Raw genomic sequence first — 22,501 nt, forward strand, 5'->3', positions numbered from 1 at the left:
GCGGCTGCTTTCACTGGGCGATGGACGGGGGCGTCCAGTCCTTGGGCCGGTCCACGCCGCGGCGGGCCGTGGCGACGTCGGCGGCGGGCACGAGGAACTGCTTCGGGTCGCCGCCGTACTTGCGGACGAGCTTGTCCAGCTCGCCGTTCTTGTACATGGCGTCGATCTGCGCGGAGATCGCCCGCTCCAGCTTCGTGGCCTTCTTCGGCAGGTAGAAGCCGGTCTGGTACGGCTGGAAGTACGCGTAGGCGGGCTTGGCCTTCACCTGCGCGGCGGTCGGCGGCGTCAGGTACTGGGTGTCGATCTTCAGCTCAGGACGCTGCTTCTGCGCGGCGATGATGATCAGCGGGTCGAGGAAGCCGACGTCGACCCGGCCGGCGCCCAGGTCGTCGAAGACGCCGTTGGCGTCGGGGTACGCGTGCAGCTTGCCGTCCGGCACGGCCTGGATGGACTTGACCCAGACGTAGCCCTCGACGGTGCCCAGGTTCAGGCCCTCCAGGTCACCGACCGTCTTGTACGTCTTGCCGCTGCGGACGGCCATCGCCGGGGGCGAGTAGTAGGGCGGATCGGTGAACAGCCCCTGTTTCTGCCGGTCGGCGGACCAGGCGACACCGCCGATGGTGATGTCGACCCGGCGGGACTGCACCCCGGCGAGCATGCCCGCGAAGTCCGTCACCTCCGGCTCGATCTTCAGGCCCAGCTTCTTGGCGGCGTAGGCGAGGATGTCGCCGTCGAGTCCGACGATTCTGCCGCCCTGCACGCTGGTGTACGGGGCGTAGGGCTGGACGGCGACCTTGATGACGCCGGGCGTGAGCGTGCCCAGCGCGGCGGTCTCGGCGGACACGTTCTTCGGGGCGTCGTCCCCGCCCGAGCCGCAGGCGGCGGTGGACATCAGGAGCATCGCGGACAAAGCGAGAGCGAGCGAGCGCACACGGATCATCGGCTCGGGCCTTCCGTCTCGGTGCTGAAGGATCCCGCCGATTCACGGGACGCTGTGCTCCCGGCGGGGAGGTGATGAGGCCCATACGCTAAGCACAGGCCCGCCGCACGTCACCGTTCACTTCGTACGAACTTGTCGCCGGAATGCCTGCCTCCCCTGTACGGTGCGTCCAACCCGGACCGCCCCTGGCGGGAGGAATCGCCCATGCTGAGCCCGTCACTCGCGCAGGAGATCGCCGGGGACACCTCCGCGGTCATCGGCTTCAACGTGCTGATCACCGACGCCGAGGGCATGGTCATCGGCAGCGGCGACAGCAGCCGCGTCGGCACCTTCCATGAGGCGTCCGTCGAGGTCGTCCGCACCAAGGAACCCGCCACGCACAACGCCTCTCAGGCCCACTCGCTGCGCGGGGTACGGCCCGGGATCACGCTGCCCCTGGTCACGGACGGGCGGGCGGTGGGGACCGTCGGGATCACCGGCACCCCCGCGCAGGTGGGCCGCTTCGGTCTGCTGGTGAAGCGGCAGACGGAGATCCTGATCCGGGAGTCGGTGATGCTGCGCTCCCGGCTGCTCGCCGAGCGGGCGGCCGAGAAACTGCTCACCGACATCGCCTCCTACGACCCGCTGGTCGTGGAGGGCGATCTCCTGATGTTCCGGGCTGCCGACCTCGGCTTCGACCTGCGGCTGCGCCGGGTCGCGGTGGCGTTCGAGGTGACGGTGCCGGATGCGGGCGCCCGTCGGGGCGCCCGGGCCCGGGACGTGGCGCTGGTCCGCTCCGAGCTGCTGCGTACGGTCCGCGACGTCTTCGCCGACCCGCAGGACATCGTCGCCGGGACGGCTCCCGGCTGGATCGGCGTCCTGCACCGGCTGCCGGCCCGGGCCCCGGCCGACGCGCCGGCCGCCGACTGCCGCCGGGTCACGGACGTCATCGCCGCCCAGGACGGACTCACCGCCCGCGCGGGCATCGGCGAACCGGCCACGTCCGTCGGCGCTCTGCACGACTCCTACCAGGACGCGTGCGACGCGCTGCGCCTGGGCGCCCGGGTGGACGGCGGCTCCACCGTCCACGCGATCGGCGATCTACGGGTCCACCAGCTCCTCGCGGCGGTGAGCCAGTCCGCCCGCACCCGGCTGCTCGACCTGACCGCCGCGCGGCTGCGGGAACAGCCGGACTGGCCGGCCCTCCGGGACACGATCACCGCCTGGTGCGAGAGCGGCTTCAACCTCGTACGGGCGTCCGCGGCGCTGCACATCCACCGCAACACCGTCGTCTACCGCATGAACAAGATCGAGCAGCTCACCGGCCGCCCGCTGCGCGAGCACCGGACGGCCATGGCGCTGTACCTGGCGTGCCTGGCCGACCGGCTGGGCGGCCCGGACCGCTGACCGTCCGTCTCAAGGACCCTCCGGCTTGAGGACATCTGACTTGAGGACCTCTAAGACGTCGTTTCTTATGGCTGTCAGAGCGGCATGAGAGCCTCCTGGCATGAGCTACGACCTTGCTGTTTGGGAAGGCGAGAGGCCGGCGGATGACAAGACCGCCGGCCAGGTCTTCAGCAACCTGTACGACCGCTACATCGGCAGCGAGGTGGAAGAGCGTCCATCCGAACGCATTGCGGCTTACGTTGCCGCACTGCTTGAGCGGTGGGGCGACCTCACCGAGGACGAAGAGGACACCTCGCCCTGGTCAACTGGTCCGCTGATCGACGAAGCCAGTGGTCCGCTGATTTACTTCCCCATGCGATTCAGCATGGCTGAGGAGGCGTCGGCCTACGCAGCGGATGTCGCGGAGTCCATGGGGCTGGTCTGCTTCGACGTGCAGCAGGACAGGCTCAGGCCGTGAGAAAGGTGGCCAAGCGGCGATAGCCGATGAGAGTCGCTGCTATGGCGACGAAGGCGAGGAAGTGTTCGGCCTTGCGTTCATAGCGGCGGTGGAGCCTGCGGCAGCCGGCCAGCCAGGACACGGTTCTCTCGACCACCCAGCGATGTCGCCCCAGCCGTTGTGAGGACTCAACGCCCTTGCGGGCGATGCGATGGCGGATGCCTCGTCGGCGAAGCCATCGGCGCAGGTGGTCGTAGTCGTAGCCCTTGTCCGCGTGCAGTTTTGCCGGCCTCCGGCGCCAGGGCCCGCGGCGGGACCTGATCGGCGGAATGCCGCGCACGAGCGGCTCCAAACCTTGGCTGTCGTGCATGTTCGCGCCGGAGATACCCAGGGACAACGGCAGCCCGTTCCGGTCACAGATCAGGTGGATCTTCGATCCCCGCTTGCCGCGATCGGTCGGATTCGGTCCCGTCAGTGGCCCCCTTTTGCCGCCCGCAGACTGACCGAGTCGATCGCGCACCGTGACCAGTCCAGCTCACCCCGCGCTCCGAGTTCGTCGAGGATCACACGGTAGAGCCGGGCCCAGACCCGGTCCCGGCTCCACTGGGCGAACCGGCGGTAGACCGTGGGCCAGGCCGGGCCGAACACCGGCGGCAGCTGCCGCCATGTGCACCCCGAAGTCGCCACAAAGATGATCGCGGCCAGGGCTTCGCGGTCACCCGTCCGGCGTCGGCCACCACCCTGCGGACGTCTCACCACTGTCGGTGGCACCACCCGCCTGAACAACGCCCACAACTCGTCCGGCACCAGCCGCCCCACGAGATCCGTCATGCACGGATCAACGAACGATCACGCCATAAGAAACGACCTCTAAGCCGTACGCCCCGCCACCAGCCACCTGGAGGGCAGCTCGACACGCCCGCCGTCGGGGTGGAACTCCGTGGTGACGAGGGGCAGTTCGCCGCTCGCCAGAACGGTGAGACCGGCCGAGCGCAGCGCCGGTGCGGGTCAGTCCTCGTGTCCGAGCTGGAGGTCCCGCTCGGTGCGCCCGCCTCCGGCCACCTGAAGGACGGTGGCGACGGGCGGGTAGCCGGCGGCGATGACGGTGTACTCGCCGGAGGACAGGTCGACGAACCGGAACGTGCCGTCGGGCCCTGTGGTGAGGGTGTCGACGACGTTGCCCGCCACGTCGAGCAGCGTCACCCGGGCGTCCTCCACGGGCCGTCCGCCGCCCGCCCGGACCGTGCCGCGCAGCAGGGCGCCGCCGGCCAGTTCGATGTCCCGGCGGGTCTCGCGGGCGGCCTGGACGGTGACGGGGAGCGCGGCCGGGCGGAAGGCGGGGGCGCTGGCGGCGAGAGTGTACTCGCCTGCCACCAGATCGGTGATGACGTAGCCGCCCTCGCGGCCGCTACGGGTGGTGGCCACCACCTCGCCGTGCGCATTGGTGAGCGTGACGCTGGCGTCCCGTACGGGGGTGCCGTCGGCGGTGACCACGCTGCCGACGAGGTTGCCCGCGCCGCCGAGGACGATGTCCAGTTCGACGGGGCGCTCGCCGACGGTCACCGAGACCGCCTGCGGCTGGTGGCCGCCCGCGGCGGCGATCAGCACGTAGGAGCCGGGCCCCGGCGTGGCCAGCGCGTAGCGCCCGTCCTCACCGCTCGCGCCGCGTCCGGTCTGCCGGCCGGTGACGTCGATGAGGGTGAGCGCCGCGCGGGGCACGACGGTCCCGTCGTGGTGCTGCACCGAGCCGCAGACGGGGACCCCGGCGGTGTGCGGAGCGCGGGCCTGCGGGATCGGGGCGCTCCCCGGCTCCGTGTCCGGGTCGGTGACGGATGCGTGGTGGGACACCAGGGGTTTCTCCTTGAGGAAGAGGGCGATGACCAGCCCGAGGGCCAGCACCGGCACCAGGTAGAGGAAGATCCTCGGCATGGCGTCGGCGTACGCCCCGATGTAGCCGTCGCGCAGCCTGGGGGGCAGGGCGTGCACGAGCTGCGGGGTGAGGGACTCGGGGTCGGGGAGCCGGTCGCCCGCGCGCGTGGGCAGGTGGTGGGCCAGGGCGTCGGCGAGCCGGCCGGCGAGGAACGTGCCGAGGACGGCGGCCGAGACGCTGCCGCCGATCTGCCGGAAGTAGTTGTTGGCGCTGGTCGCGGTGCCCAGGTCGGCGGGGCGCACGGAGTTCTGCACGGCGAGGATCAGCACCGGCATCACCATGCCGATGCCGGCGCCGAGGACGGCCGTCCAGATGCCGTAGTGCAGCCGGGGCGTGTCGGCGTCGAGGCGGGACAGCAGCCACATGCCAGCGGCGGAGAGGGCGCAGCCGAGGATCGGGTAGGCCTTGTAGCGGCCGGTGTGGCTGATGAGCTGGCCGGCGATGACGGAGGCACCGACGATGCCGGCCGTCATGGGCAGCATGAGCAGGCCCGACTCGGTGGCGGAGACCCCGTCGACCATCTGGAGGTAGGTCGGCAGATAGCTGGCGGCACCGAACAGCCCGGCTCCGGTCACCAGGCCGACCAGGCCGGTGACGTTGAAGACGGAGTCCCTGAACAGCCGTAGCGGGATGAGGGGTTCGGCGGCGAAGTGCTCGGCGACGAGGAAGAGGACGGTCGCCACGGCCGCTCCGGCGCCGAGGCCGAGGATCATCCGCGAGTCCCAGGCGTACTCGGTGCCGCCCCAACTGGTCAGCAGGACCAGGCAGGTGGAGGCGGCGGTCAGCAGCAGCGCGCCGAGGAGGTCCAGCCGGGCCTTGCGCGGCGGTTTCGGCAGCTTCAGGGCGATGGCGACGACGGCCAGTGTGACCAGGCCGAAGGGCACGTTGACGTAGAAGCACCAGCGCCAGGAGAGGTGGTCGGTGAAGTAGCCGCCGAGCAGCGGCCCGGCCACGGAGGCGAGTCCGAAGGCGGCGCCGATCAGGCCCAGGTAGCGGCCGCGCTGCCGGGCGGGCACGATGTCCGCGACGATCGCCTGGACACCGATCATGAGGCCGCCCGCACCGGCGCCCTGGAGGGCCCGGAAGGCGATCAGCTGGTCCATGGTCTGCGCCCGGCCCGCGAGCGCGGAGCCGGCGACGAAGACGACGATCGCGAACTGGAAGACGCCCTTGCGGCCGAGCAGGTCGCCGAGCTTGCCGTAGACCGGCAGCCCGACGGTCGCGGTGAGCAGGTAGGCGGTGATCGCCCAGGACATCCGGTCCAGGCCGTGCAGCTCACCGACGATCTTCGGGAGCGCCGTGGCGACGATCATCTGCTCCAGGGCGGCGAGGAGCAGGGCCGGCAGGAGCGCGAGGAAGACCAACCGCACTCTGCGCGGGCTCAGTTCGACGGCCGGGGCCGGCGGCGGGGCGGGAGGTTCGGGAGGTGCCACCGCCGGTTCGTCCTGCGCCAGAGTGATCCCGCCCACCCACCGCTCCCCTCGTCGCGCTGCCGCACAATTCCCGCGTAAAAGCGACAACTACGAGCAAGCGCGACGAGTTACGGCACGGGAGCGAGCCGTACGGAGATCACTCGAACCGGTGAGGGGCACAACAGCCCCTGGGCGTCCGAACCTTGGGGAGGCTACTTCTCGACCTCGGCGGCAAGCCGGGCGAGCAGCGCGTCGTAGATCCGGCCGAGGCCCTTGGGCGCGAAGGTCTTCTCGAAGAAGCCGCCGATACCGCCGGCGCCGGTCCAGGTGGTGGTCACGACGACCCGGGACTTGCCGTCGCCGGCCGGGGTGACCCGCCAGGTGGTGACCATGGAGGAGTTGCGGTCCTTCTCGACCAGCTCTCCGTCGGTGGGCTCGCTGACCTCCAGGAGGCAGTCGCGCACGCGCTTGCTGGTGGCCTGGAGCTTCCAGTGGACGAGGGTGCCCTCGCCGTCACCGCCCTCGCGGACCTCGTACTCGCTGAACTGCTCGGGCAGCAGCTTCGCGCGCGTGCCGCTGTAGTCGGCGAGGGCGTCGAACACCGTCTCCGCGTCCGCCGCGACGATCCGCTCCGTAGTGGCCTCGACCTGCGCCATCGCTTTCCTCCAGGACATGGGTTCTCGGGGATTGGGGGCAAGCCAACCACCCCGCTGCCCGGCCCCCCAAATCGGGGTCGCCCAACCCGGTCGCACCCGTTCGGAAAACACCCTCGCACGATCAAGGGAACATGTGTTCTATTCTGTGCTCAGTGCTACCGAGGAGGCGTCATGCGCTGGGACAACCTCACAGAGGACTCCGAACACAGCCGGGCCGACGCCGCGCTGTTCGGCGCGGACGCAGTTACGTCGGTTCAGTTCGACACGCCGGAGTTCGCCGGAATCACCTTCCACGAGATCCGGGCCCGGTCGATCATCAACCGGGTGCCTGCGGTCTCCCGGATGTCGTTCCAGTGGACCGTCAATCCCTATCGCGGCTGCTCACACGCGTGCGTGTACTGCTTCGCGCGCAAGACGCACAGCTATCTCGACCTCGACACGGGCCTGGACTTCGACTCCCAGATCGTGGTCAAGACCAACGCGCCGGAGCTGCTGCGCCGACAGCTCGGCTCGCGCCGCTGGCAGGGCGAGCACATCGCGATGGGCACGAACGTCGACTGCTACCAGCGCGCCGAGGGCCGCTACCGCCTCATGCCGGGCATCATCTCGGCCCTGCGCGATCACGCGAACCCCTTCTCGATCCTGACCAAGGGCACGCTCATCCTGCGCGACCTGGAGCTGATCAAGCAGGCCGCGGAGGTGACCGACGTGGGCATCTCCGTCTCGGTCGGCTTCACCGACCAGGAGCTGTGGCGCACCGTCGAGCCGGGCACGCCCGCGCCGGAGCGGCGCCTGGAGGTCGTACGGACCTTCGGCGAGCACGGCATCGGCTGCGGGGTGCTGATGGCGCCGGTCATCCCGTTCCTGAGCGACCAGCCGGACCGGCTGCGGGCCACCGTACGGGCGATCGCGGCCTCCGGCGCCACGTCCGTCACCCCGCTGGTGCTGCATCTGCGGCCGGGCGCCCGCGAGTGGTTCATGACCTGGCTGGGGCAGCACCACCCCCACCTGGTGCCCCGCTACGAGCGGCTGTACGCGGCGGGCTCCTACGCCCCGAAGTGGTACCAGCGCCGGATCACCCGTCAGGTGCACGAGCTGGCCGAGGAGTACGGCATCGGGCCCACACGCGCGGGGATGCCGCGCCGGATCCGGCCCCCGGAGCCGGCCGAGGAGCCCCCGGTGTCCGGGCCGACACAACTCTCGCTCCTTTAAGGCGCCAGAGCGCGACCCTTTAAGGCGTCAGAGCGCGCTCCTTGAGGAGCGTTCGAGCGCATACCTTCAGGCGCGTTCGAGCGCATCCGAAGATCCATCCGGGTCATGACAGTGATGGCATGAGCTCTTCCAGGACTCCTCTCCGGGACGATGCGGCGAGGACGGTGACCCTCGCGGTCCTCCATCCCGCCGTCCTGGGAGGACTCCATGAGAAAACGCGCAGCCGCGCTGTGCGGCGCCGCCGCCGTCATGGCCGGCACCTTCACGGCCGTTCCCGCCGAGGCGAGCGCACCGCGCACCGCGGAGCCCGTGCACACCGCGGGACCCATCGCGGAATCCATCGCGGAACCCAGCTGGAAGAACTGCGCCACCAAGAAGTACCCGACGCTCCAGTGCGCGTCCCTGCAGGTGCCGCTCGACCACCGCAGGCCGCACGGAAAGCGGATCACCCTCGCCCTGTCCCGCGTCCCGCACACCGCCAGGACCTACCAGGGCCCGCTGCTGGTCAATCCGGGCGGCCCCGGCGGCAGCGGTCTGGCGCTCGCCGGGTTCGTCGCGTCCGCGCTGCCCGGGAAGGTGGCGGCCCAGTACGACGTCATCGGGTTCGACCCGCGCGGCGTGGGCAAGAGCCGGCCCGCGCTGGACTGCCGCCGCGGCCACTTCGGCCCGGTGCGCCCGGACTCCCTGCCGGTGACACCCGCGATCGAGCGGGCCAACCTCGCTCGCGCCGAGTCCTTCGCGACGTCATGCGGCAAGAAGTACGGCCATCTGCTGCCGCATCTGAACACCACCAGCGCCGTGCGCGACATGGACGCCATCCGGCAGGCCCTGGGCGCGCAGCGGATCAACTACCTCGGCTACTCGTACGGCACCTACCTGGGCGCGGTCTACGCCAAGCTCTTCCCGGAGCGCGTCCGGCGCCTGGTCCTGGACTCGGTCGTCGACCCCACGGAGGTCTGGTACGACGCCAACCTCAACCAGGACCTGGCCTTCAACGACCGCCACCGCGCCTTCCTGGCCTGGGTCGCCGAGCACGACGCGACGTACCGGCTCGGCACCGACCCGGAGCGGATCGAGGCCAGGTGGTACGCGATGCGGGCGGCGCTGGCGAAGAAGCCGGCGGGCGGCAGGGTGGGGGCGGCGGAGCTGGAGGACACCTTCATCCCGGGCGGCTACCACAACGGCTACTGGCCCCGTCTGGCCGAGGCGTTCGCGGCGTACGTGAACGACGGGAAGCCCGAGCCGCTGATCGAGGCGTACGAGGCCCTCGGTGCGGTCGACGCCCCCGGCGCCAACGGCTACAGCATCTACACCTCGGTGCAGTGCCGGGACGCCGGCTGGCCGCGCGACTGGCGCCGGTGGCGCGAGGACAGCTGGGCGGTGTACGAGAAGGCACCGTTCATGACCTGGAACAACGCCTGGTACAACGCGCCGTGCGCGTTCTGGCCGGCGGACTCGCTCAAGCCGGTGAACATCGCCAACGGCAAACTGCCGCCCGCCCTGCTGTTCCAGGCGACCGGCGACGCGGCCACCCCGTACGAGGGCGGTGTCACCGTCCACCGTCTGCTGGCGGACTCCAGCCTGGTGGTCGAGGAGGGCGGCGGCAACCACGGCATCACGCTGAGCGGGAACAAGTGCCTGGACGAGCATCTGGCGGCGTACCTCTCCGACGGCACGGTGCCGCGCGGCCACGGCGAGGCGGACGCGGTGTGCGAGGCACGGCCCGACCCGGAGCCGGCCGCCGGGAAGGGAGCGCCGGCCTCCTCGAAGGGCTCGGCGCTGCACGGCCTGCTCGGCTTCCGAGGCTGAGCTCCAGCGTGGAACGCTTCGCCGCCTTCACGTCCATACCCACCCTGGAGGAGAGCGTCGAAACCAACCGCTCCGCTCACCGCTGACCCGTCCGACACCGGAGGTTCCCGCCCGTCCCGGCCCGGACCGCACGGAGCCCGTCCGATTCCAATGACCTTGCGCGTGAAAACCGATCGGTTTACGGTGAAGCCGAAACCGAACGGTTTCTCGCCCTGGGGCGAGCTCGGACGAGATCTACCAGGAGTGTCGGATGACTACCGCACGCGGCGCCGAGGGAAAGTCGGCGGAGCACAGGATTCCGGGGAAGCTGGCCGCGCATCCGTCGGTGCGGGCCGTACTGGCCCGGCGCGCGGCGGGTGACGTCGCGAGCCCTCCGGCGGTGATCGACGCGGCCTGGCTGCGCGACCTGTGCCTGGCGGCCGGTGCGGACGACGCGGCCGCGGTCAGCCTGGACCACCCCGACCTGGCCGGCGAGCGCGAGCACACCCGGTCCGCACTGCCCGGCACCCGCACCCTCATCGCGATGGCGGTCCGGATGAACCGCGACAACTGCCGCTCCCCCGCCCGCAGCGTCACCCAGGCGCTGCAGGACGCCGGATACCGTGCGCTCAATCCGTCGGTCGGCTTCCCCCAGGAGATGGACCGCTTTCCCAGCGAGCGGATCTGGGTCGTTGCGCACAAGACCGTCGCGGTGGCCGCCGGACTCGGCGTGATGGGCCTGCACCGCAACGTCATCCACCCGAAGTTCGGCAGCTTCATCCTGCTGGTCACCGTCCTGGTGGACGCAGAGGTGAGCGAGTACGGGCAGCCGCTGGACTACAACCCCTGCATCGACTGCAAGTTGTGCGTCGCCGCCTGTCCGGTCGGCGCCATCGCCAAGGACGGCGCCTTCGACGCGCTCGCCTGCACGACGCACAACTACCGTGAATTCATGAGCGGGTTCACCGACTGGGCGCAGACCGTGGCCGACAGCGAGGACGCCGCCGACTACCGCTCCCGGGTCACCGATTCCGAGAACGCCTCCATGTGGCAGAGCCTGAGCTCACCCCCCGGCTACAAGTCCGGCTACTGCCTCGCCGTCTGCCCCGCCGGCGAGGACGTCCTGGGCCCCTACCTGGACGACCGCAAGAACTACATGGATACCGTCCTGCGGCCGCTCCAGGACAAGAAGGAAACCCTGTACGTCCTGCCGGACTCCCACGCGCAGGAACACGCCCGACGCCGCTTCCCCCACAAGCCCGTCAAGGAAGTCACCGGCGGCTGGCAGCCCCCGGCGAAGCGAACGCCCTGATCTGCCCCGACACCCTAAAAACCGATCGGTTTTCATTTCCTCCACATCGGGTTAACCTCGCGGTATGACCACCGAAGTGAAGCCAAACACCAGAGAGCGGCTGCTGGAGGCGGCGGCCACGCTCACCTACCGGGAAGGTGTCGGTATCGGCGTCGAGGCGCTGTGCAAGGCGGCCGGCGTGTCGAAGCGCTCCCTGTACCAGCTGTTCGAGAGCAAGGACGAACTGCTGGCAGTGAGCCTGGAGGAGCGCGCCTCCGCCTTCGTGGCGACCCTCCTGCCCGCGGCGGACGACGGCCGGTCGCCCCGCGAGCGAATCCTGCACGTCTTCGAGCAGGTGGAGTCGCAGTCGGGGACGCCCGAGTTCCGAGGCTGCCCGTACCTGGCTGTTCAGATCGAGCTGAAGAACCAGAACCACCCCGCGAGCCGGGTGGCCCACCGGATCAAGGCGAACCTGACGGAGTTCTTCCGTTCCGAGGCCGAACTGGGCGGGGCGGGCGACGCCAACCTGCTGGCCCGGCAGCTCAGCCTGGTCTTCGACGGCGCCAGCGCCCGCGCGGGAATCGGGGCCGACAAGCTGCCCGGGCTCATCGCGCCCACCGTGAACACCCTGCTCGACGCGGCAGGCATGCGCTGACGCGTCACTCGCAGCCGTTGGCGCCGCGGCCATCCTCTTGCGCCTGAAAACCGATCGGTTTACGATGGTGAAACCGATCGGTTTTCCATGTTGGAGGTAGTCGTGACAGCGATCAAGGGCGCCGGCGTCTTCGTCACCGGAGGCAGCCGGGGCATCGGCAAGGTGCTGGTCGAGGAGCTCTACGCGCGCGGGGCCGGCAAGGTCTACGCCACCGCCCGCGACCCTCGCTCGGTGACGCACCCCGATGCCGTTCCGCTGGCGCTCGACGTCACCGACCCGGCATCCGTGGCAGCCGCCGCCGAGCAGGCCCAGGACGTCACCATCCTGATCAACAACGCCGGCGCCTCCGCCCGCGCTTCGTACCTCGAGTCCCCGATGGACGACGTGCGCCGGGATCTGGAGACCAACTTCTACGGGCCGCTGCTGGTCACCCGGGCCTTCGCGCCGATCATCGAGCGCAGGGGCGGAGGGCACATCCTCAACGTCCACTCCGCCCTGTCCTGGCTGGCCGACGGCACGCCCTACAGCGCCTCCAAGGCCGCCCTGTGGTCGCAGACCAACTCCCTGCGCCTGGAGTTGCAGCCGCGCGGCATCGCGGTGACCGGGCTCCATGTGGCCTACGTGGACACCGACATGACGTCGGGCATCGACGCGCCCAAGGCCGACCCACGCGACGTCGCCGTGGCCGCGCTCGACGGCATCGAGGCAGGGGCGCACGAGGTACTGGCCGACGACACCACCCGGTGGATCAAGTCGCAGCTGTCCGCAGACCTGGAAGCCATGTACGCCCAGCTGAAGCGCTAGGGGGTGTCCGCAAAGTCCCGTGCAAGGAAACCGGTCCGGGGAGCCGGCGGCGGCCGGTTCCGAGCACACAGGTCGGTGCCGTGGTCCACGATGGACCCATGAGTGAGCTGACCAGAATTGCCGCGCCCGACGGGGTCGCCGCCGCGGCCCAGTACAGCCACGTCGTCATGGGCACCGGCCGTTTCGTGGCCATCGCAGGACAGCTCGCGCTGGACGAGCAGGGCCGGCCGGTCGGAGAGGGCGACCCGGCGGCACAGGCCCGTCGGGTCTTCGAGAACCTCCGGCGCTGCCTGGCCGCCGCCGGGGCGACCTTCGACGACGTCGTCAAACTCACCTACTTCGTCACGGACATGGCCCACATGCCCGCCATCCGGGCGGCCCGTGCGGAGTACATACCCGACGACCGGCTGCCTGCCGCGTCGGCGGTGCGGGTCGCGGGGCTGGTCCGGCCCGAATTCCTGCTGGAGGTCGAGGCGTTCGCGGTGGTGACGGAGTGAGTCCTTCGACCAGGGCGCTTCGGATACGGGAGATGACGCTCGCCGACTGCGACCGCGTCGCCGAGATCCGCGTCCGCGGCTGGCAGAGCGCGTACCGGGGGCTGGTACCGCAGTCGTACCTGGACCGGCTCAGCGTCCCGGAGGACGCCGAGCGGCGTCGCGGGCATCTGGCGCAGGCCGACGGCAGCGTGGTGAACCTGGTCGCCGAGGACACCGGCGGCGAGGTCGTGGGCTGGGCCTGCCACGGGCCGTACCGGGACGGTGAACTCCTCACGCCCGACGCCGAGTTGTACGCCATCTACGTCCACCCCGACCAAGTGGGACAGGGCGCGGGGCAGGCCCTCCTCGCGGAGTCCGTCGCGCGCTGCGCCGCCGCGGGCCACGGCCGTCTGCTCCTGTGGGTCCTCAAGGGCAACGGCCGGGCCCGCCGCTTCTACGAACGGGCCGGCTTCGAGGCGGACGGCGCGGAGGAGCCCTTCCAGGTGGACGGTGTCACGGTCCCCGAGGTGCGGTACGCACGCGCACTCCCCCGCTGACCTCACCTCTGCTTCGGAATCCGCCCCAGCGCCCGCACCGCCGCCTCCGCCAGTACCGGATGCGCGAGGGCCTCGTTCAGCACGGGTCTGGCCCGGGCGTCGCCCAGCGCGCCGAGCCCGTCCACGCAGGCGATGGCCACGCGGCGGTACGGGTCGTGCGGGCGCAGCCGTCGCTGAAGGGTGGTGATCAGGGCGGGCACGGCCTCCGGGGCGCGCAGGTCGACCAGGAGCCGAACGGGGTGGAGGGCGTAGGCGACGCGCAGTTCGTTGGTGGCGAGGGCGGCGGCCGCGCGGGCGGTGCGCGGGTCGCCGAGGCGGGTCAGGGCGTGGGCGGCGGAGGCGCAGCGCGGCGGGTCACGGTGGTTGAGCAGCAGCACCAGGGACTCGAAGGCCCGCCGGTCCCCGGCGAGCCCCAGCCGGAAGGCGGCCAGCTCCCTCGCCCACAAGGGCTGCCCGTGTTCGGTCAGCACCGCGGCCAGGGCGTCGAGGTCGTCGGTCGCCACGAGCCGCTCGAAGGCGGGCGACGCCCCCGACTCCTGCCGTAAGCGCTCCGTGAGTGATCGCAACTCTTCGTCCATGACTGAGAGATTAGGGGCTGGCGCGAGCTGCGCGGGACGTACATCACAAACACGAGGGCTGGCGCGCTCGTTACCCGCGAGTTAAGCTCAGACGAGCGAGTTACCCACTCGTATCTCCTCGCGGCGGTCTGGTGACGCGGCCACCGTGAGAGCAGTCGGTTCGGTACATCGGTACCGCAGTACGGCTCGGCCCCGGGACAGGGCCGGTCGGAACCGCCGTTCACCGGGCGTGTGCACGCCCGGCTCCTCGGCACCGGGCGTGTGCGCTCGCAGCCCGGCCAACACCCGCACTTCTCACGCACCCGGTGCGCCCGGGACCGGCCCCTGCCGGTCCGTACGCGGCGCACCCGGGAGCGTTCCCCGTCGTCACCCTCATCCTGGAGTCCCGCGATGGCCACTCCCCTTTCCGACCCGTCCCTGTCCCCGCTGCGCACCATCGCCGTCGTCGGCCTCGGCACGATGGGCACCGGCATCGCCGAGGTCCTCGCCAAGGCCGGCCGCGAGGTCGTCGGCATCGACATCAGCGAGGCCCAGGCCGCGAAGTGCGTCGCCGCCCTGGAGTCCTCCACCGCCCGTGGCGTCGAGCGCGGCCGGCTGACCGAGCAGGAGCGCGCGCAGATCCTGGACCGCGTCCGCACCTCCACCGACCTGCGGGCCGCGGCCGACGCCGACCTGGTCATCGAGGTGGCGCCGGAGTCGTACGAGGTCAAGCACCAGATCTTCCGCGAACTGGACGGGATCGTGCGCCCCGAGACGATCATGGCGACCGGCACCAACGCCCTGTCCGTCACGCGGCTCGCCGCCGACTCGGCCCGTCCGGAGCGAGTCCTGGGCCTGCACTTCTTCAACCCCGCCCCGGCGATGCGGCTGGTCGAGGTCGTCTCCTCGGTGCTGACCGCGCCGGCGGCCGTCACGGCGGTCACCGATCTCGCCCTCGACCTGGGCAAGGAGCCCGTCGCGGTCGGCGACCGGCCCGGTTTCGTCGCCGACGGGCTGCTGTTCGGCTACCTCAACCAGGCCGCCACGATGTACGAGGCGAAGTACGCCTCCCGCGAGGACATCGACGCCGCGATGCGGCTGGGCTGCGGCCTGCCGATGGGCCCGCTGGCGCTGCTCGACCTGATCGGCGTCGACACCGCGCGCACGGTCCTGGAGGCGATGTACGCCGCCTCCCGCGACCGGCTGCACGCCCCGGCGCCGATCCTGAAGCAGCTGAGCGAGGCGGGTCTGACCGGCCGCAAGGCGGGACGCGGCTTCTACACGTACGAGGCGCCGGGCAGCGGCACCGTCGTGCGGGACGCGTTGACCCCGCTGGAGGGCGGCGACCTGGTCCCGGGCCGGGAGGTCCGCTCGGTGGGTGTCGCGGGCTCGGGCACCATGGCCTCCGGCATCGCCGAGGTCTTCGCCAAGGCCGGGTACGAGGTCGTCCTCGCCGCCCGCAGTGAGGAGAAGGCCCAGGCCGCGAAGGCCCGCATCGGCAAGTCCCTGTCCCGCTCGGTCGACAAGGGCCGGATGACCGCCGAGGCCGCCGCGCAGACCCTGGACCTCATCACGCCGACGGGCACGTACGACGACTTCGCGGGCGTCGACCTGGCCGTGGAGGCGGTCGCCGAGGACCTGGAGGTCAAGCGGCAGCTGTTCGCCGCACTGGACAAGGTCTGCAAGCCGGGCGCGGTCCTGGCCACCACCACCTCGTCGCTGCCGGTCGTGGCCTGCGCCCGGGCCACCTCGCGCCCGCAGGACGTGATCGGCATGCACTTCTTCAACCCGGCGCCGGCCATGAAGCTGGTCGAGGTCGTCCGTACGGTGCTGACGGCCGACGACGTCCACGCCACGGTCCGCGAGGTCTGCGGCCGGATCAGGAAGCACCCGGTCGACTGCGGGGACCGGGCGGGCTTCATCGTGAACGCGCTGCTCTTCCCGTACCTGAACAACGCGATCAAGATGGTGCAGGAGCACTACGCGTCCCTCGACGACATCGACGCGGCGATGAAGCTGGGCGGCGGTTACCCGATGGGCCCGTTCGAGCTGCTGGACGTCGTCGGGCTCGACGTCTCGCTCGCCATCGAGAAGGTCCTGCACCGCGAGTTCCGCGACCCGGGGCTCGCTCCGGCACCGCTCCTGGAGCACCTGGTGGCCGCGGGCTGCCTCGGCCGCAAGACGGGCCGTGGCTTCCGCGAATATGCCAAGCGCTGACGGTCCCGGCGACTGGTTCCGGTCCGGCGCGGAGTGGGGCGGCCTGCTCGGCCCGGACCGGTTCCCGCCGCCCCAGGGCGGCGGCGGAGAACCAGGTCACGCGCAGCGAGCTGCGCACATGCAGTACGTTCAGGGCATGTCCCAGCCCGCCAAGTCCTCACGTACACCAGCTTCGACCGACGCGCCGGAAAGTGCCGCAGGATCTCGCGCCGCCGCCCAGCGGCTCAAGATGCGCCGGGAACTGGCGGCCGCCGCGATGGAGCTGTTCGCGGCCAAGGGCTACGAGGCGACCACCGTCGACGAGATCGCGGCCCAGGCCGGCGTCGCCCGCCGCACCTTCTTCCGCCACTTCCGCTCCAAGGAAGAGGCGATCTTCCCCGACCACGACGACACCCTGGTCCGGGCCGAGGCGGTGCTCAACGCCGCGCCCGCGCACGAGCATCCGCTCGACACGGTGTGCCGCGGCATCAAGGAAGTCATGAAGATGTACGCGGCCCGGCCGGAGATCTCGGTCGCCCGCTACAAGCTGACGCGCGAGGTGCCGACCCTGCGCGAGGCGGAGATCGCGTCGGTGGCCCGCTACGAGCGCCTGTTCACCCGGTACCTCCTCGGCCACTTCGACGAGCGCGCCCACGCCGACGACGCCAACGACGACCCGCTGCTCGCGGAGGTCGCCGCGTCCGCCGTGGTCACCGCCCACAACCACGTCCTGCGGCGCTGGCTGCGGGCGGGCGGGCAGGGGGACGTGGAGGCGCAGCTGGACCACGCCTTCGCGATCGTGCGCAAGACGTTCGGCACGGGGATCGGGGCCGGGCGCTCCACGGAGGCACAGCCGGCCGCGGCGACGGCCTCCGCGCAGGGCGAGGTGCTGGTGACGGTCGCCCGTACCGATGCCCCGCTGGACGAGGTCATGCGGACGATCGAGCAGGCCCTCAAGGAGCGCTGAGCGGCTCCCGTTCCTGTGATGACGGCCACCCCACGGGGTGGCCGTTTTGCCATGTCAGGGGCCGTTTTGCAGGTCCTTGACGAGGCCGTTCGATCGATCATCGCTCATTTGTTACGTAAAGATTTCATCTGAGAGGAAGTTCTGGCACTCAGTGCCTTGCGAGGTGACACGCGGTGTCATACGTTGAAGAGGTCCGGGCGACGTCCCAGCAAGCCCAGCGCCTGCCCGCCCGGACGCCTGCGTCACAGGCACCCTCCCGCGCCACCAGCGCTGCCGAACAGCACCACCGCCGAACCGACGGCACACCCCCAACTCTCAGCAGCACCGACGTAACCATCGGCGCCCCTCCCTCAGGGCGCTCACCGCCGGAGGCAACACCGTGACCGTTAAGGACATCCTGGCCGCGATCCAGTCGCCCGACTCCACGTCGGAGGACTTCGCCGCCCTCCCGCTCCCCGAGTCGTACCGCGCGATCACCGTGCACAAGGACGAGACGGAGATGTTCGCCGGGCTCGCCACGCGCGACAAGGATCCCCGCAAGTCGATCCACCTGGACGAGGTGCCGCTGCCCGAGCTCGGCCCGGGCGAGGCCCTGGTGGCCGTCATGGCCTCCTCGGTCAACTACAACTCGGTGTGGACGTCGATCTTCGAGCCGCTGTCGACGTTCGGCTTCCTCGAGCGCTATGGCCGCACCAGCGAGCTGGCCAAGCGCCACGACCTGCCGTACCACATCATCGGCTCCGACCTCGCGGGCGTCGTGCTGCGCACCGGCCCGGGCGTCAACGCCTGGCACCCCGGCGACGAGGTCGTCGCGCACTGCCTCTCCGTCGAGCTGGAGTCCAGCGACGGCCACAACGACACGATGCTCGACCCCGAGCAGCGCATCTGGGGCTTCGAGACCAACTTCGGCGGCCTCGCCGAGATCGCGCTGGTGAAGTCCAACCAGCTGATGCCCAAGCCGGACCACCTCAGCTGGGAGGAGGCCGCCGCCCCCGGCCTGGTCAACTCCACCGCCTACCGCCAGCTGGTCTCCCGCAACGGCGCCGGCATGAAGCAGGGCGACAACGTGCTCATCTGGGGCGCGAGCGGCGGACTCGGCTCGTACGCCACGCAGTTCGCGCTGGCCGGCGGCGCCAACCCGATCTGTGTCGTCTCCAGCGAGCAGAAGGCGAACATCTGCCGGTCGATGGGCGCCGAGGCGATCATCGACCGCAACGCCGAGGGCTACAAGTTCTGGAAGGACGAGAACACCCAGGACCCGAAGGAGTGGAAGCGCTTCGGCAAGCGCATCCGCGAGCTCACCGGCGGGGAGGACATCGACATCGTCTTCGAGCACCCCGGCCGCGAGACCTTCGGCGCGAGCGTCTTCGTCACCCGCAAGGGCGGCACCATCACCACGTGCGCCTCCACCTCGGGCTACATGCACGAGTACGACAACCGCTACCTGTGGATGTCGCTGAAGCGGATCATCGGCTCGCACTTCGCCAACTACCGCGAGGCATGGGAGGCCAACCGGCTCATCGCGAAGGGCAAGATCCACCCCACCCTGTCGAAGGTGTACTCCCTGGAGGACACCGGCCAGGCCGCCTTCGACGTGCACCGCAACCTGCACCAGGGCAAGGTCGGTGTGCTGTGCATGGCCCCCGAGGAGGGCCTGGGCGTGCGCGACCAGGAGAAGCGCGCCAAGCACGTCGACGCCATCAACCGCTTCCGGAACATCTGAGGGCCGCTGGATGACAGAGCGTCAGAAGGACCGTCCGTGGCTCATGCGGACGTACGCCGGTCACTCCACGGCCGAGGCGTCCAACGAGCTGTACCGGCGCAACCTCGCCAAGGGCCAGACGGGTCTGTCGGTGGCGTTCGACCTGCCGACGCAGACCGGCTACGACTCCGACCACATCCTCGCCCGCGGCGAGGTCGGCCGGGTCGGCGTGCCGATCGCGCACGTCGGTGACATGCGCCGGCTGTTCCAGGACATCCCCCTGGAGCAGATGAACACCTCGATGACCATCAACGCCACGGCCATGTGGCTGCTGGCGCTCTACCAGGTCGTCGCCGAGGAGCAGGGTGCGGACATCACCAAGCTCCAGGGCACGACCCAGAACGACATCGTCAAGGAGTACCTGTCCCGCGGCACGCACGTGTTCCCGCCGGTGCCGTCGCTCCGCCTGACGACCGACATGATCGCGTACACGGTCTCCCACCTGCCGAAGTGGAACCCGATCAACATCTGCAGCTACCACCTGCAGGAGGCGGGCGCCACGCCGGTCCAGGAGATCGCGTACGCGATGTCCACCGCGATCGCCGTCCTCGACGCCGTGCGCGACTCGGGACAGGTGCCCCAGGAGCGCATGGGCGACGTCGTCGGCCGGATCTCCTTCTTCGTGAACGCGGGCGTCCGCTTCATCGAGGAGATGTGCAAGATGCGCGCCTTCGGCCGCATCTGGGACCGGATCACCCGCGAGCGGTACGGCATCGAGAACCCCAACCACCGCCGCTTCCGCTACGGCGTCCAGGTCAACTCCCTGGGCCTGACGGAGGCGCAGCCGGAGAACAACGTCCAGCGGATCGTGCTCGAGATGCTGGCCGTGACGCTCTCCAAGGACGCACGCGCGCGTGCCGTGCAGCTCCCCGCCTGGAACGAGGCGCTCGGCCTGCCCCGCCCCTGGGACCAGCAGTGGTCGCTGCGCATCCAGCAGGTGCTGGCGTACGAGAGCGATCTGCTGGAGTACGACGACATCTTCGAGGGCTCGAAGGTCATCGAGGCGAAGGTGGAGGAGCTGGTCGAGGCCTCGTTCGCGGAGATCGACCGCATCCAGGAGATGGGCGGCGCGATGGCGGCCGTCGAGTCCGGCTACCTCAAGTCGCAGCTGGTCGCCTCGCACGCGGAGCGCCGGGGCCGGATCGAGTCCGGCCAGGAGAAGATCATCGGTGTCAACGCCTTCGAGGGCACCGAGCCGAACCCGCTGACCGCCGACCTGGACACCGCGATCCAGACGGTCGACCCGGAGGTCGAGGCCCGCGTCATCGCCGCGCTCCAGCAGTGGCGCGACAGCCGCTACCAGCCGCCCTTCAACCACCCGCGGCCCTGCAAGGCGCTGGAGCGGCTGAAGGAGGCCGCCCGGGGCACCGACAACCTCATGGAGGCCACCCTGGAGTGCGCCCGCGCCGGGGTCACGACCGGCGAGTGGGCCGGGGCCCTGCGCGAGGTGTTCGGCGAGTTCAGGGCGCCCACGGGTGTCTCCTCGGCGCCGGTGGCCGTCCCCGCCGAGGAGGGCAGCACGCTGGCCCTGGTGCGCCGCACGGTGGATCTGACGGCCAAGGACCTGGGCGTGGGCAAGCTGCGCTTCCTGGTCGGCAAGCCGGGCCTGGACGGTCACTCCAACGGCGCCGAGCAGATCGCGGTGCGCGCGCGTGACGCCGGCTTCGAGGTGGTCTACCAGGGCATCAGGCTGACGCCCGAGCAGATCGTGGACGCGGCACTCGCCGAGGACGTGCACGCGGTCGGCCTGTCCATCCTGTCCGGCTCGCACGCCCAGCTGGTGCCGGACGTGCTCGAACGGCTGCGTGTGGCCGGTGCCACAGACATCCCGGTGATCGCCGGTGGCATCATCCCGAACGGGGATGCCGAGCAGCTCAGGGCAGCCGGAGTGGCCGCGGTCTTCACCCCGAAGGACTTCGACATCACCGGAATCATCGGCCGCATCGTCGACGAGATCCGGAAAGCGAACAAGCTCGACCCCCTGGAGGTCTCCGCATGACCACGGTCAACCGCCTTCGCCCCCGGCGTTCCTGCCTGGCGGTACCGGGCTCGAACCCCCGCTTCCTGGAGAAGGCGCAGGGCCTCCCCGCCGACCAGGTCTTCCTCGACCTGGAGGACGCGTGCGCCCCGCTCGCCAAGCCCGAGGCGCGGCACACCATCGTCAAGTTCCTCAACGAGGGTGACTGGACGGGCAAGACGCGGGTCGTGCGCGTCAACGACTGGACGACCGAGTGGACGTACCGCGACGTCGTGACGGTGGTCGAGGGCGCCGGCCAGAACCTCGACTGCATCATGCTGCCGAAGGTCCAGGACGCCCAGCAGATCGTCGCCCTCGACCTGCTGCTGACGCAGATCGAGAAGACCATGGGCTTCGAGGTCGGCAAGATCGGCATCGAGGCGCAGATCGAGAACGCCCAGGGCCTGAACAACGTCAACGAGATCGCGCAGGCCTCCCAGCGCGTCGAGACGATCATCTTCGGCCCGGCCGACTTCATGGCGTCCATCAACATGAAGTCGCTGGTCGTGGGCGAGCAGCCGCCCGGCTACCCGGCGGACGCCTACCACTACATCCTGATGAAGATCCTGATGGCCGCCCGCGCCAACAACCTCCAGGCGATCGACGGCCCCTACCTCCAGATCCGCAACATCGACGGCTACCGCGAGGTCGCCCAGCGCGCCGCCGCCCTCGGCTTCGACGGCAAGTGGGTGCTGCACCCGGGCCAGGTCGAGGCGTCCAACGAGATCTTCTCGCCGTCCCAGGAGGACTACGACCACGCCGAGCTGATCCTGGACGCGTACGACTACTACACGTCCGAAGCCGGCGGCAAGAAGGGCTCCGCGATGCTCGGCGACGAGATGATCGACGAGGCCAGCCGCAAGATGGCCCTGGTCATCGCGGGCAAGGGACGCGCCGCCGGCATGCAGCGCACCAGCAAGTTCGAGATCCCGGAGGCGTGACGGCGATGCAGTTCGGACGCACCTACGAGGAGTTCGAGGTCGGGGCGACGTACAAGCACTGGCCGGGCAAGACGGTCACGGAGTACGACGACCACCTGTTCTGTCTCCTCACCATGAACCACCACCCGCTCCACATGGACACGAACTATGCGGAGAAGACGACGGACTTCGGCAAGAACGTCGTCGTCGGGAACTACATCTACTCGCTCCTGCTCGGCATGTCCGTGCCGGACATCTCCGGCAAGGCGATCGCCAACCTGGAGATCGAGTCGCTGAAGCACGTGGCGCCGACCTTCCACGGCGACACCATCTACGGCCAGACGACCGTGCTCGACAAGTGGCCGTCGAAGTCGAAGAACGACCGCGGCATCGTCTACGTCGAGACCAAGGGCTACAAGCAGGACGGCACGCTGGTCTGCGTGTTCCGCCGCAAGGTCATGGTGCCGACCGAGACGTACATCAAGGAGCGTGGCGGCGAGCAGCCGGGCCGCCCCGAGCTCAAGGAGCAGGAGAAGTAG

General features: G+C 70.3%; 20 protein-coding genes and 1 pseudogene. 15 read left to right on the plus strand and 6 right to left on the minus strand.

Going from position 1 to position 22,501, the window contains the following annotated elements; all coding sequences use genetic code 11:
• Positions 1-10: 10 nt before the first annotated feature.
• Positions 11-940 (minus strand): substrate-binding periplasmic protein, encoded by a 930-nt coding sequence (locus ACZ3I3_RS35750; RefSeq protein WP_467371976.1) that lies wholly within the window; start codon positions 938-940, stop codon positions 11-13.
• A gap of 204 nt (positions 941-1,144) precedes the next feature.
• Here ACZ3I3_RS35750 and ACZ3I3_RS35755 point away from each other — a divergent pair, with 204 nt between their 5' ends.
• Positions 1,145-2,326 carry a CdaR family transcriptional regulator gene (locus ACZ3I3_RS35755; RefSeq protein ID WP_467371978.1) on the plus strand — a complete coding sequence of 394 codons (1,182 nt, stop codon included), beginning with the start codon at positions 1,145-1,147 and terminating at the stop codon, positions 2,324-2,326.
• A 100-nt stretch (positions 2,327-2,426) separates the two neighbouring features.
• Positions 2,427-2,783 carry a hypothetical protein gene (locus ACZ3I3_RS35760; RefSeq protein ID WP_467371979.1) on the plus strand — a complete coding sequence of 119 codons (357 nt, stop codon included), beginning with the start codon at positions 2,427-2,429 and terminating at the stop codon, positions 2,781-2,783.
• Here the strand turns inward: ACZ3I3_RS35760 and ACZ3I3_RS35765 are convergent.
• The 4 genes and pseudogenes from ACZ3I3_RS35765 to ACZ3I3_RS35780 all read right to left on the minus strand — a co-directional run bounded on the left by ACZ3I3_RS35765 (position 2,773) and on the right by ACZ3I3_RS35780 (position 6,760).
• Positions 2,773-3,593 (minus strand): IS5 family transposase gene (locus ACZ3I3_RS35765; RefSeq protein WP_467371981.1). Its coding sequence is split into 2 segments (ribosomal slippage): positions 2,773-3,236 and positions 3,236-3,593, totalling 822 coding nucleotides; the frame shifts between segments, so codons are not numbered across the junction. The genes ACZ3I3_RS35760 and ACZ3I3_RS35765 overlap by 11 nt on opposite strands.
• Positions 3,594-3,632: 39 nt before the next feature.
• Positions 3,633-3,758 (minus strand): annotated as a pseudogene (locus ACZ3I3_RS35770) (SAM-dependent methyltransferase); the annotation flags it as partial.
• 12 nt (positions 3,759-3,770) lie between these two features.
• Positions 3,771-6,161: an MFS transporter gene (locus ACZ3I3_RS35775; protein WP_467371983.1), complete on the minus strand. Its 2,391-nt coding sequence runs from the start codon at positions 6,159-6,161 to the stop codon at positions 3,771-3,773.
• A 155-nt stretch (positions 6,162-6,316) separates the two neighbouring features.
• A complete protein-coding gene (locus ACZ3I3_RS35780) occupies positions 6,317-6,760 on the minus strand; it encodes an SRPBCC family protein (protein ID WP_020276619.1) in 444 nt (147 codons plus the stop codon).
• A gap of 171 nt (positions 6,761-6,931) precedes the next feature.
• On the opposite strand from ACZ3I3_RS35780, the gene ACZ3I3_RS35785 reads away from it, so the two are divergent.
• The 7 genes from ACZ3I3_RS35785 to ACZ3I3_RS35815 all read left to right on the plus strand — a co-directional run bounded on the left by ACZ3I3_RS35785 (position 6,932) and on the right by ACZ3I3_RS35815 (position 13,543).
• The gene (locus tag ACZ3I3_RS35785) at positions 6,932-7,972 is read left to right on the plus strand and encodes an Rv2578c family radical SAM protein (protein ID WP_467371984.1); all 1,041 of its coding nucleotides are present in this window, start codon (positions 6,932-6,934) and stop codon (positions 7,970-7,972) included.
• A gap of 207 nt (positions 7,973-8,179) precedes the next feature.
• The gene (locus ACZ3I3_RS35790; RefSeq protein WP_467371985.1) at positions 8,180-9,781 is read left to right on the plus strand and encodes an alpha/beta hydrolase; all 1,602 of its coding nucleotides are present in this window, start codon (positions 8,180-8,182) and stop codon (positions 9,779-9,781) included.
• A gap of 250 nt (positions 9,782-10,031) precedes the next feature.
• Entirely contained in the window at positions 10,032-11,072 is a 1,041-nt protein-coding gene (locus ACZ3I3_RS35795; RefSeq protein WP_467371986.1) for a 4Fe-4S binding protein, read from the plus strand.
• Between the two features lie 64 nt (positions 11,073-11,136).
• On the plus strand, positions 11,137-11,706 hold the full coding sequence (locus ACZ3I3_RS35800; protein WP_467371987.1) for a TetR/AcrR family transcriptional regulator: 570 nt from the start codon (positions 11,137-11,139) through the stop codon (positions 11,704-11,706).
• 102 nt (positions 11,707-11,808) lie between these two features.
• A complete protein-coding gene (locus ACZ3I3_RS35805; RefSeq protein ID WP_279544824.1) occupies positions 11,809-12,510 on the plus strand; it encodes an SDR family oxidoreductase in 702 nt (233 codons plus the stop codon).
• Between the two features lie 98 nt (positions 12,511-12,608).
• The gene (locus ACZ3I3_RS35810) at positions 12,609-13,007 is read left to right on the plus strand and encodes a RidA family protein (RefSeq protein WP_467371988.1); all 399 of its coding nucleotides are present in this window, start codon (positions 12,609-12,611) and stop codon (positions 13,005-13,007) included.
• A 32-nt stretch (positions 13,008-13,039) separates the two neighbouring features.
• Complete coding sequence (locus tag ACZ3I3_RS35815; RefSeq protein ID WP_467371989.1) at positions 13,040-13,543, plus strand: GNAT family N-acetyltransferase; 504 nt, start codon at positions 13,040-13,042, stop codon at positions 13,541-13,543.
• Positions 13,544-13,545: 2 nt separating this feature from the next.
• On the opposite strand, the gene ACZ3I3_RS35820 is transcribed toward ACZ3I3_RS35815, so the two are convergent.
• Positions 13,546-14,121, minus strand: coding sequence for an adenylosuccinate lyase (locus ACZ3I3_RS35820; protein ID WP_467371990.1), 576 nt, complete (start codon positions 14,119-14,121; stop codon positions 13,546-13,548).
• Between the two features lie 390 nt (positions 14,122-14,511).
• Between ACZ3I3_RS35820 and ACZ3I3_RS35825 the strand changes: the two genes are divergently transcribed.
• The 6 genes from ACZ3I3_RS35825 to ACZ3I3_RS35850 all read left to right on the plus strand — a co-directional run bounded on the left by ACZ3I3_RS35825 (position 14,512) and on the right by ACZ3I3_RS35850 (position 22,501).
• Positions 14,512-16,317: a 3-hydroxyacyl-CoA dehydrogenase family protein gene (locus ACZ3I3_RS35825; protein WP_467371991.1), complete on the plus strand. Its 1,806-nt coding sequence runs from the start codon at positions 14,512-14,514 to the stop codon at positions 16,315-16,317.
• A 136-nt stretch (positions 16,318-16,453) separates the two neighbouring features.
• Entirely contained in the window at positions 16,454-17,263 is an 810-nt protein-coding gene (locus ACZ3I3_RS35830; protein ID WP_467371992.1) for a TetR family transcriptional regulator, read from the plus strand.
• Positions 17,264-17,642: 379 nt separating this feature from the next.
• Complete coding sequence (gene ccrA, locus ACZ3I3_RS35835) at positions 17,643-18,986, plus strand: crotonyl-CoA carboxylase/reductase (RefSeq protein WP_467371993.1); 1,344 nt, start codon at positions 17,643-17,645, stop codon at positions 18,984-18,986.
• Positions 18,987-18,996: 10 nt separating this feature from the next.
• Positions 18,997-21,024: a protein meaA gene (locus ACZ3I3_RS35840; RefSeq protein ID WP_467371994.1), complete on the plus strand. Its 2,028-nt coding sequence runs from the start codon at positions 18,997-18,999 to the stop codon at positions 21,022-21,024.
• Positions 21,021-21,983 (plus strand): HpcH/HpaI aldolase/citrate lyase family protein, encoded by a 963-nt coding sequence (locus ACZ3I3_RS35845; RefSeq protein WP_150483963.1) that lies wholly within the window; start codon positions 21,021-21,023, stop codon positions 21,981-21,983. Before ACZ3I3_RS35840 ends, ACZ3I3_RS35845 begins: the two co-directional genes overlap by 4 nt.
• A gap of 5 nt (positions 21,984-21,988) precedes the next feature.
• The gene (locus tag ACZ3I3_RS35850; RefSeq protein ID WP_030948303.1) at positions 21,989-22,501 is read left to right on the plus strand and encodes a MaoC family dehydratase; all 513 of its coding nucleotides are present in this window, start codon (positions 21,989-21,991) and stop codon (positions 22,499-22,501) included.

This window comes from Streptomyces sp. NPDC016851 (genome assembly GCF_055562795.1).

Excerpts from the sequence above, each read along its gene's own strand:
- ACZ3I3_RS35750 (WP_467371976.1), bottom strand. The coding sequence starts at position 940 with ATGATCCGTGTGCGCTCGCTCGCTCTCGCTTTGTCCGCGATGCTCCTG.
- ACZ3I3_RS35755 (WP_467371978.1), top strand. The coding sequence starts at position 1,145 with ATGCTGAGCCCGTCACTCGCGCAGGAGATCGCCGGGGACACCTCCGCG.
- ACZ3I3_RS35760 (WP_467371979.1), top strand. The coding sequence starts at position 2,427 with ATGAGCTACGACCTTGCTGTTTGGGAAGGCGAGAGGCCGGCGGATGAC.
- ACZ3I3_RS35780 (WP_020276619.1), bottom strand. The coding sequence starts at position 6,760 with ATGGCGCAGGTCGAGGCCACTACGGAGCGGATCGTCGCGGCGGACGCG.
- ACZ3I3_RS35785 (WP_467371984.1), top strand. The coding sequence starts at position 6,932 with ATGCGCTGGGACAACCTCACAGAGGACTCCGAACACAGCCGGGCCGAC.
- ACZ3I3_RS35790 (WP_467371985.1), top strand. The coding sequence starts at position 8,180 with ATGAGAAAACGCGCAGCCGCGCTGTGCGGCGCCGCCGCCGTCATGGCC.
- ACZ3I3_RS35795 (WP_467371986.1), top strand. The coding sequence starts at position 10,032 with ATGACTACCGCACGCGGCGCCGAGGGAAAGTCGGCGGAGCACAGGATT.
- ACZ3I3_RS35800 (WP_467371987.1), top strand. The coding sequence starts at position 11,137 with ATGACCACCGAAGTGAAGCCAAACACCAGAGAGCGGCTGCTGGAGGCG.
- ACZ3I3_RS35810 (WP_467371988.1), top strand. The coding sequence starts at position 12,609 with ATGAGTGAGCTGACCAGAATTGCCGCGCCCGACGGGGTCGCCGCCGCG.
- ACZ3I3_RS35815 (WP_467371989.1), top strand. The coding sequence starts at position 13,040 with ATGACGCTCGCCGACTGCGACCGCGTCGCCGAGATCCGCGTCCGCGGC.
- ACZ3I3_RS35820 (WP_467371990.1), bottom strand. The coding sequence starts at position 14,121 with ATGGACGAAGAGTTGCGATCACTCACGGAGCGCTTACGGCAGGAGTCG.
- ACZ3I3_RS35825 (WP_467371991.1), top strand. The coding sequence starts at position 14,512 with ATGGCCACTCCCCTTTCCGACCCGTCCCTGTCCCCGCTGCGCACCATC.
- ACZ3I3_RS35830 (WP_467371992.1), top strand. The coding sequence starts at position 16,454 with ATGTCCCAGCCCGCCAAGTCCTCACGTACACCAGCTTCGACCGACGCG.
- ACZ3I3_RS35840 (WP_467371994.1), top strand. The coding sequence starts at position 18,997 with ATGACAGAGCGTCAGAAGGACCGTCCGTGGCTCATGCGGACGTACGCC.
- ACZ3I3_RS35845 (WP_150483963.1), top strand. The coding sequence starts at position 21,021 with ATGACCACGGTCAACCGCCTTCGCCCCCGGCGTTCCTGCCTGGCGGTA.
- ACZ3I3_RS35850 (WP_030948303.1), top strand. The coding sequence starts at position 21,989 with ATGCAGTTCGGACGCACCTACGAGGAGTTCGAGGTCGGGGCGACGTAC.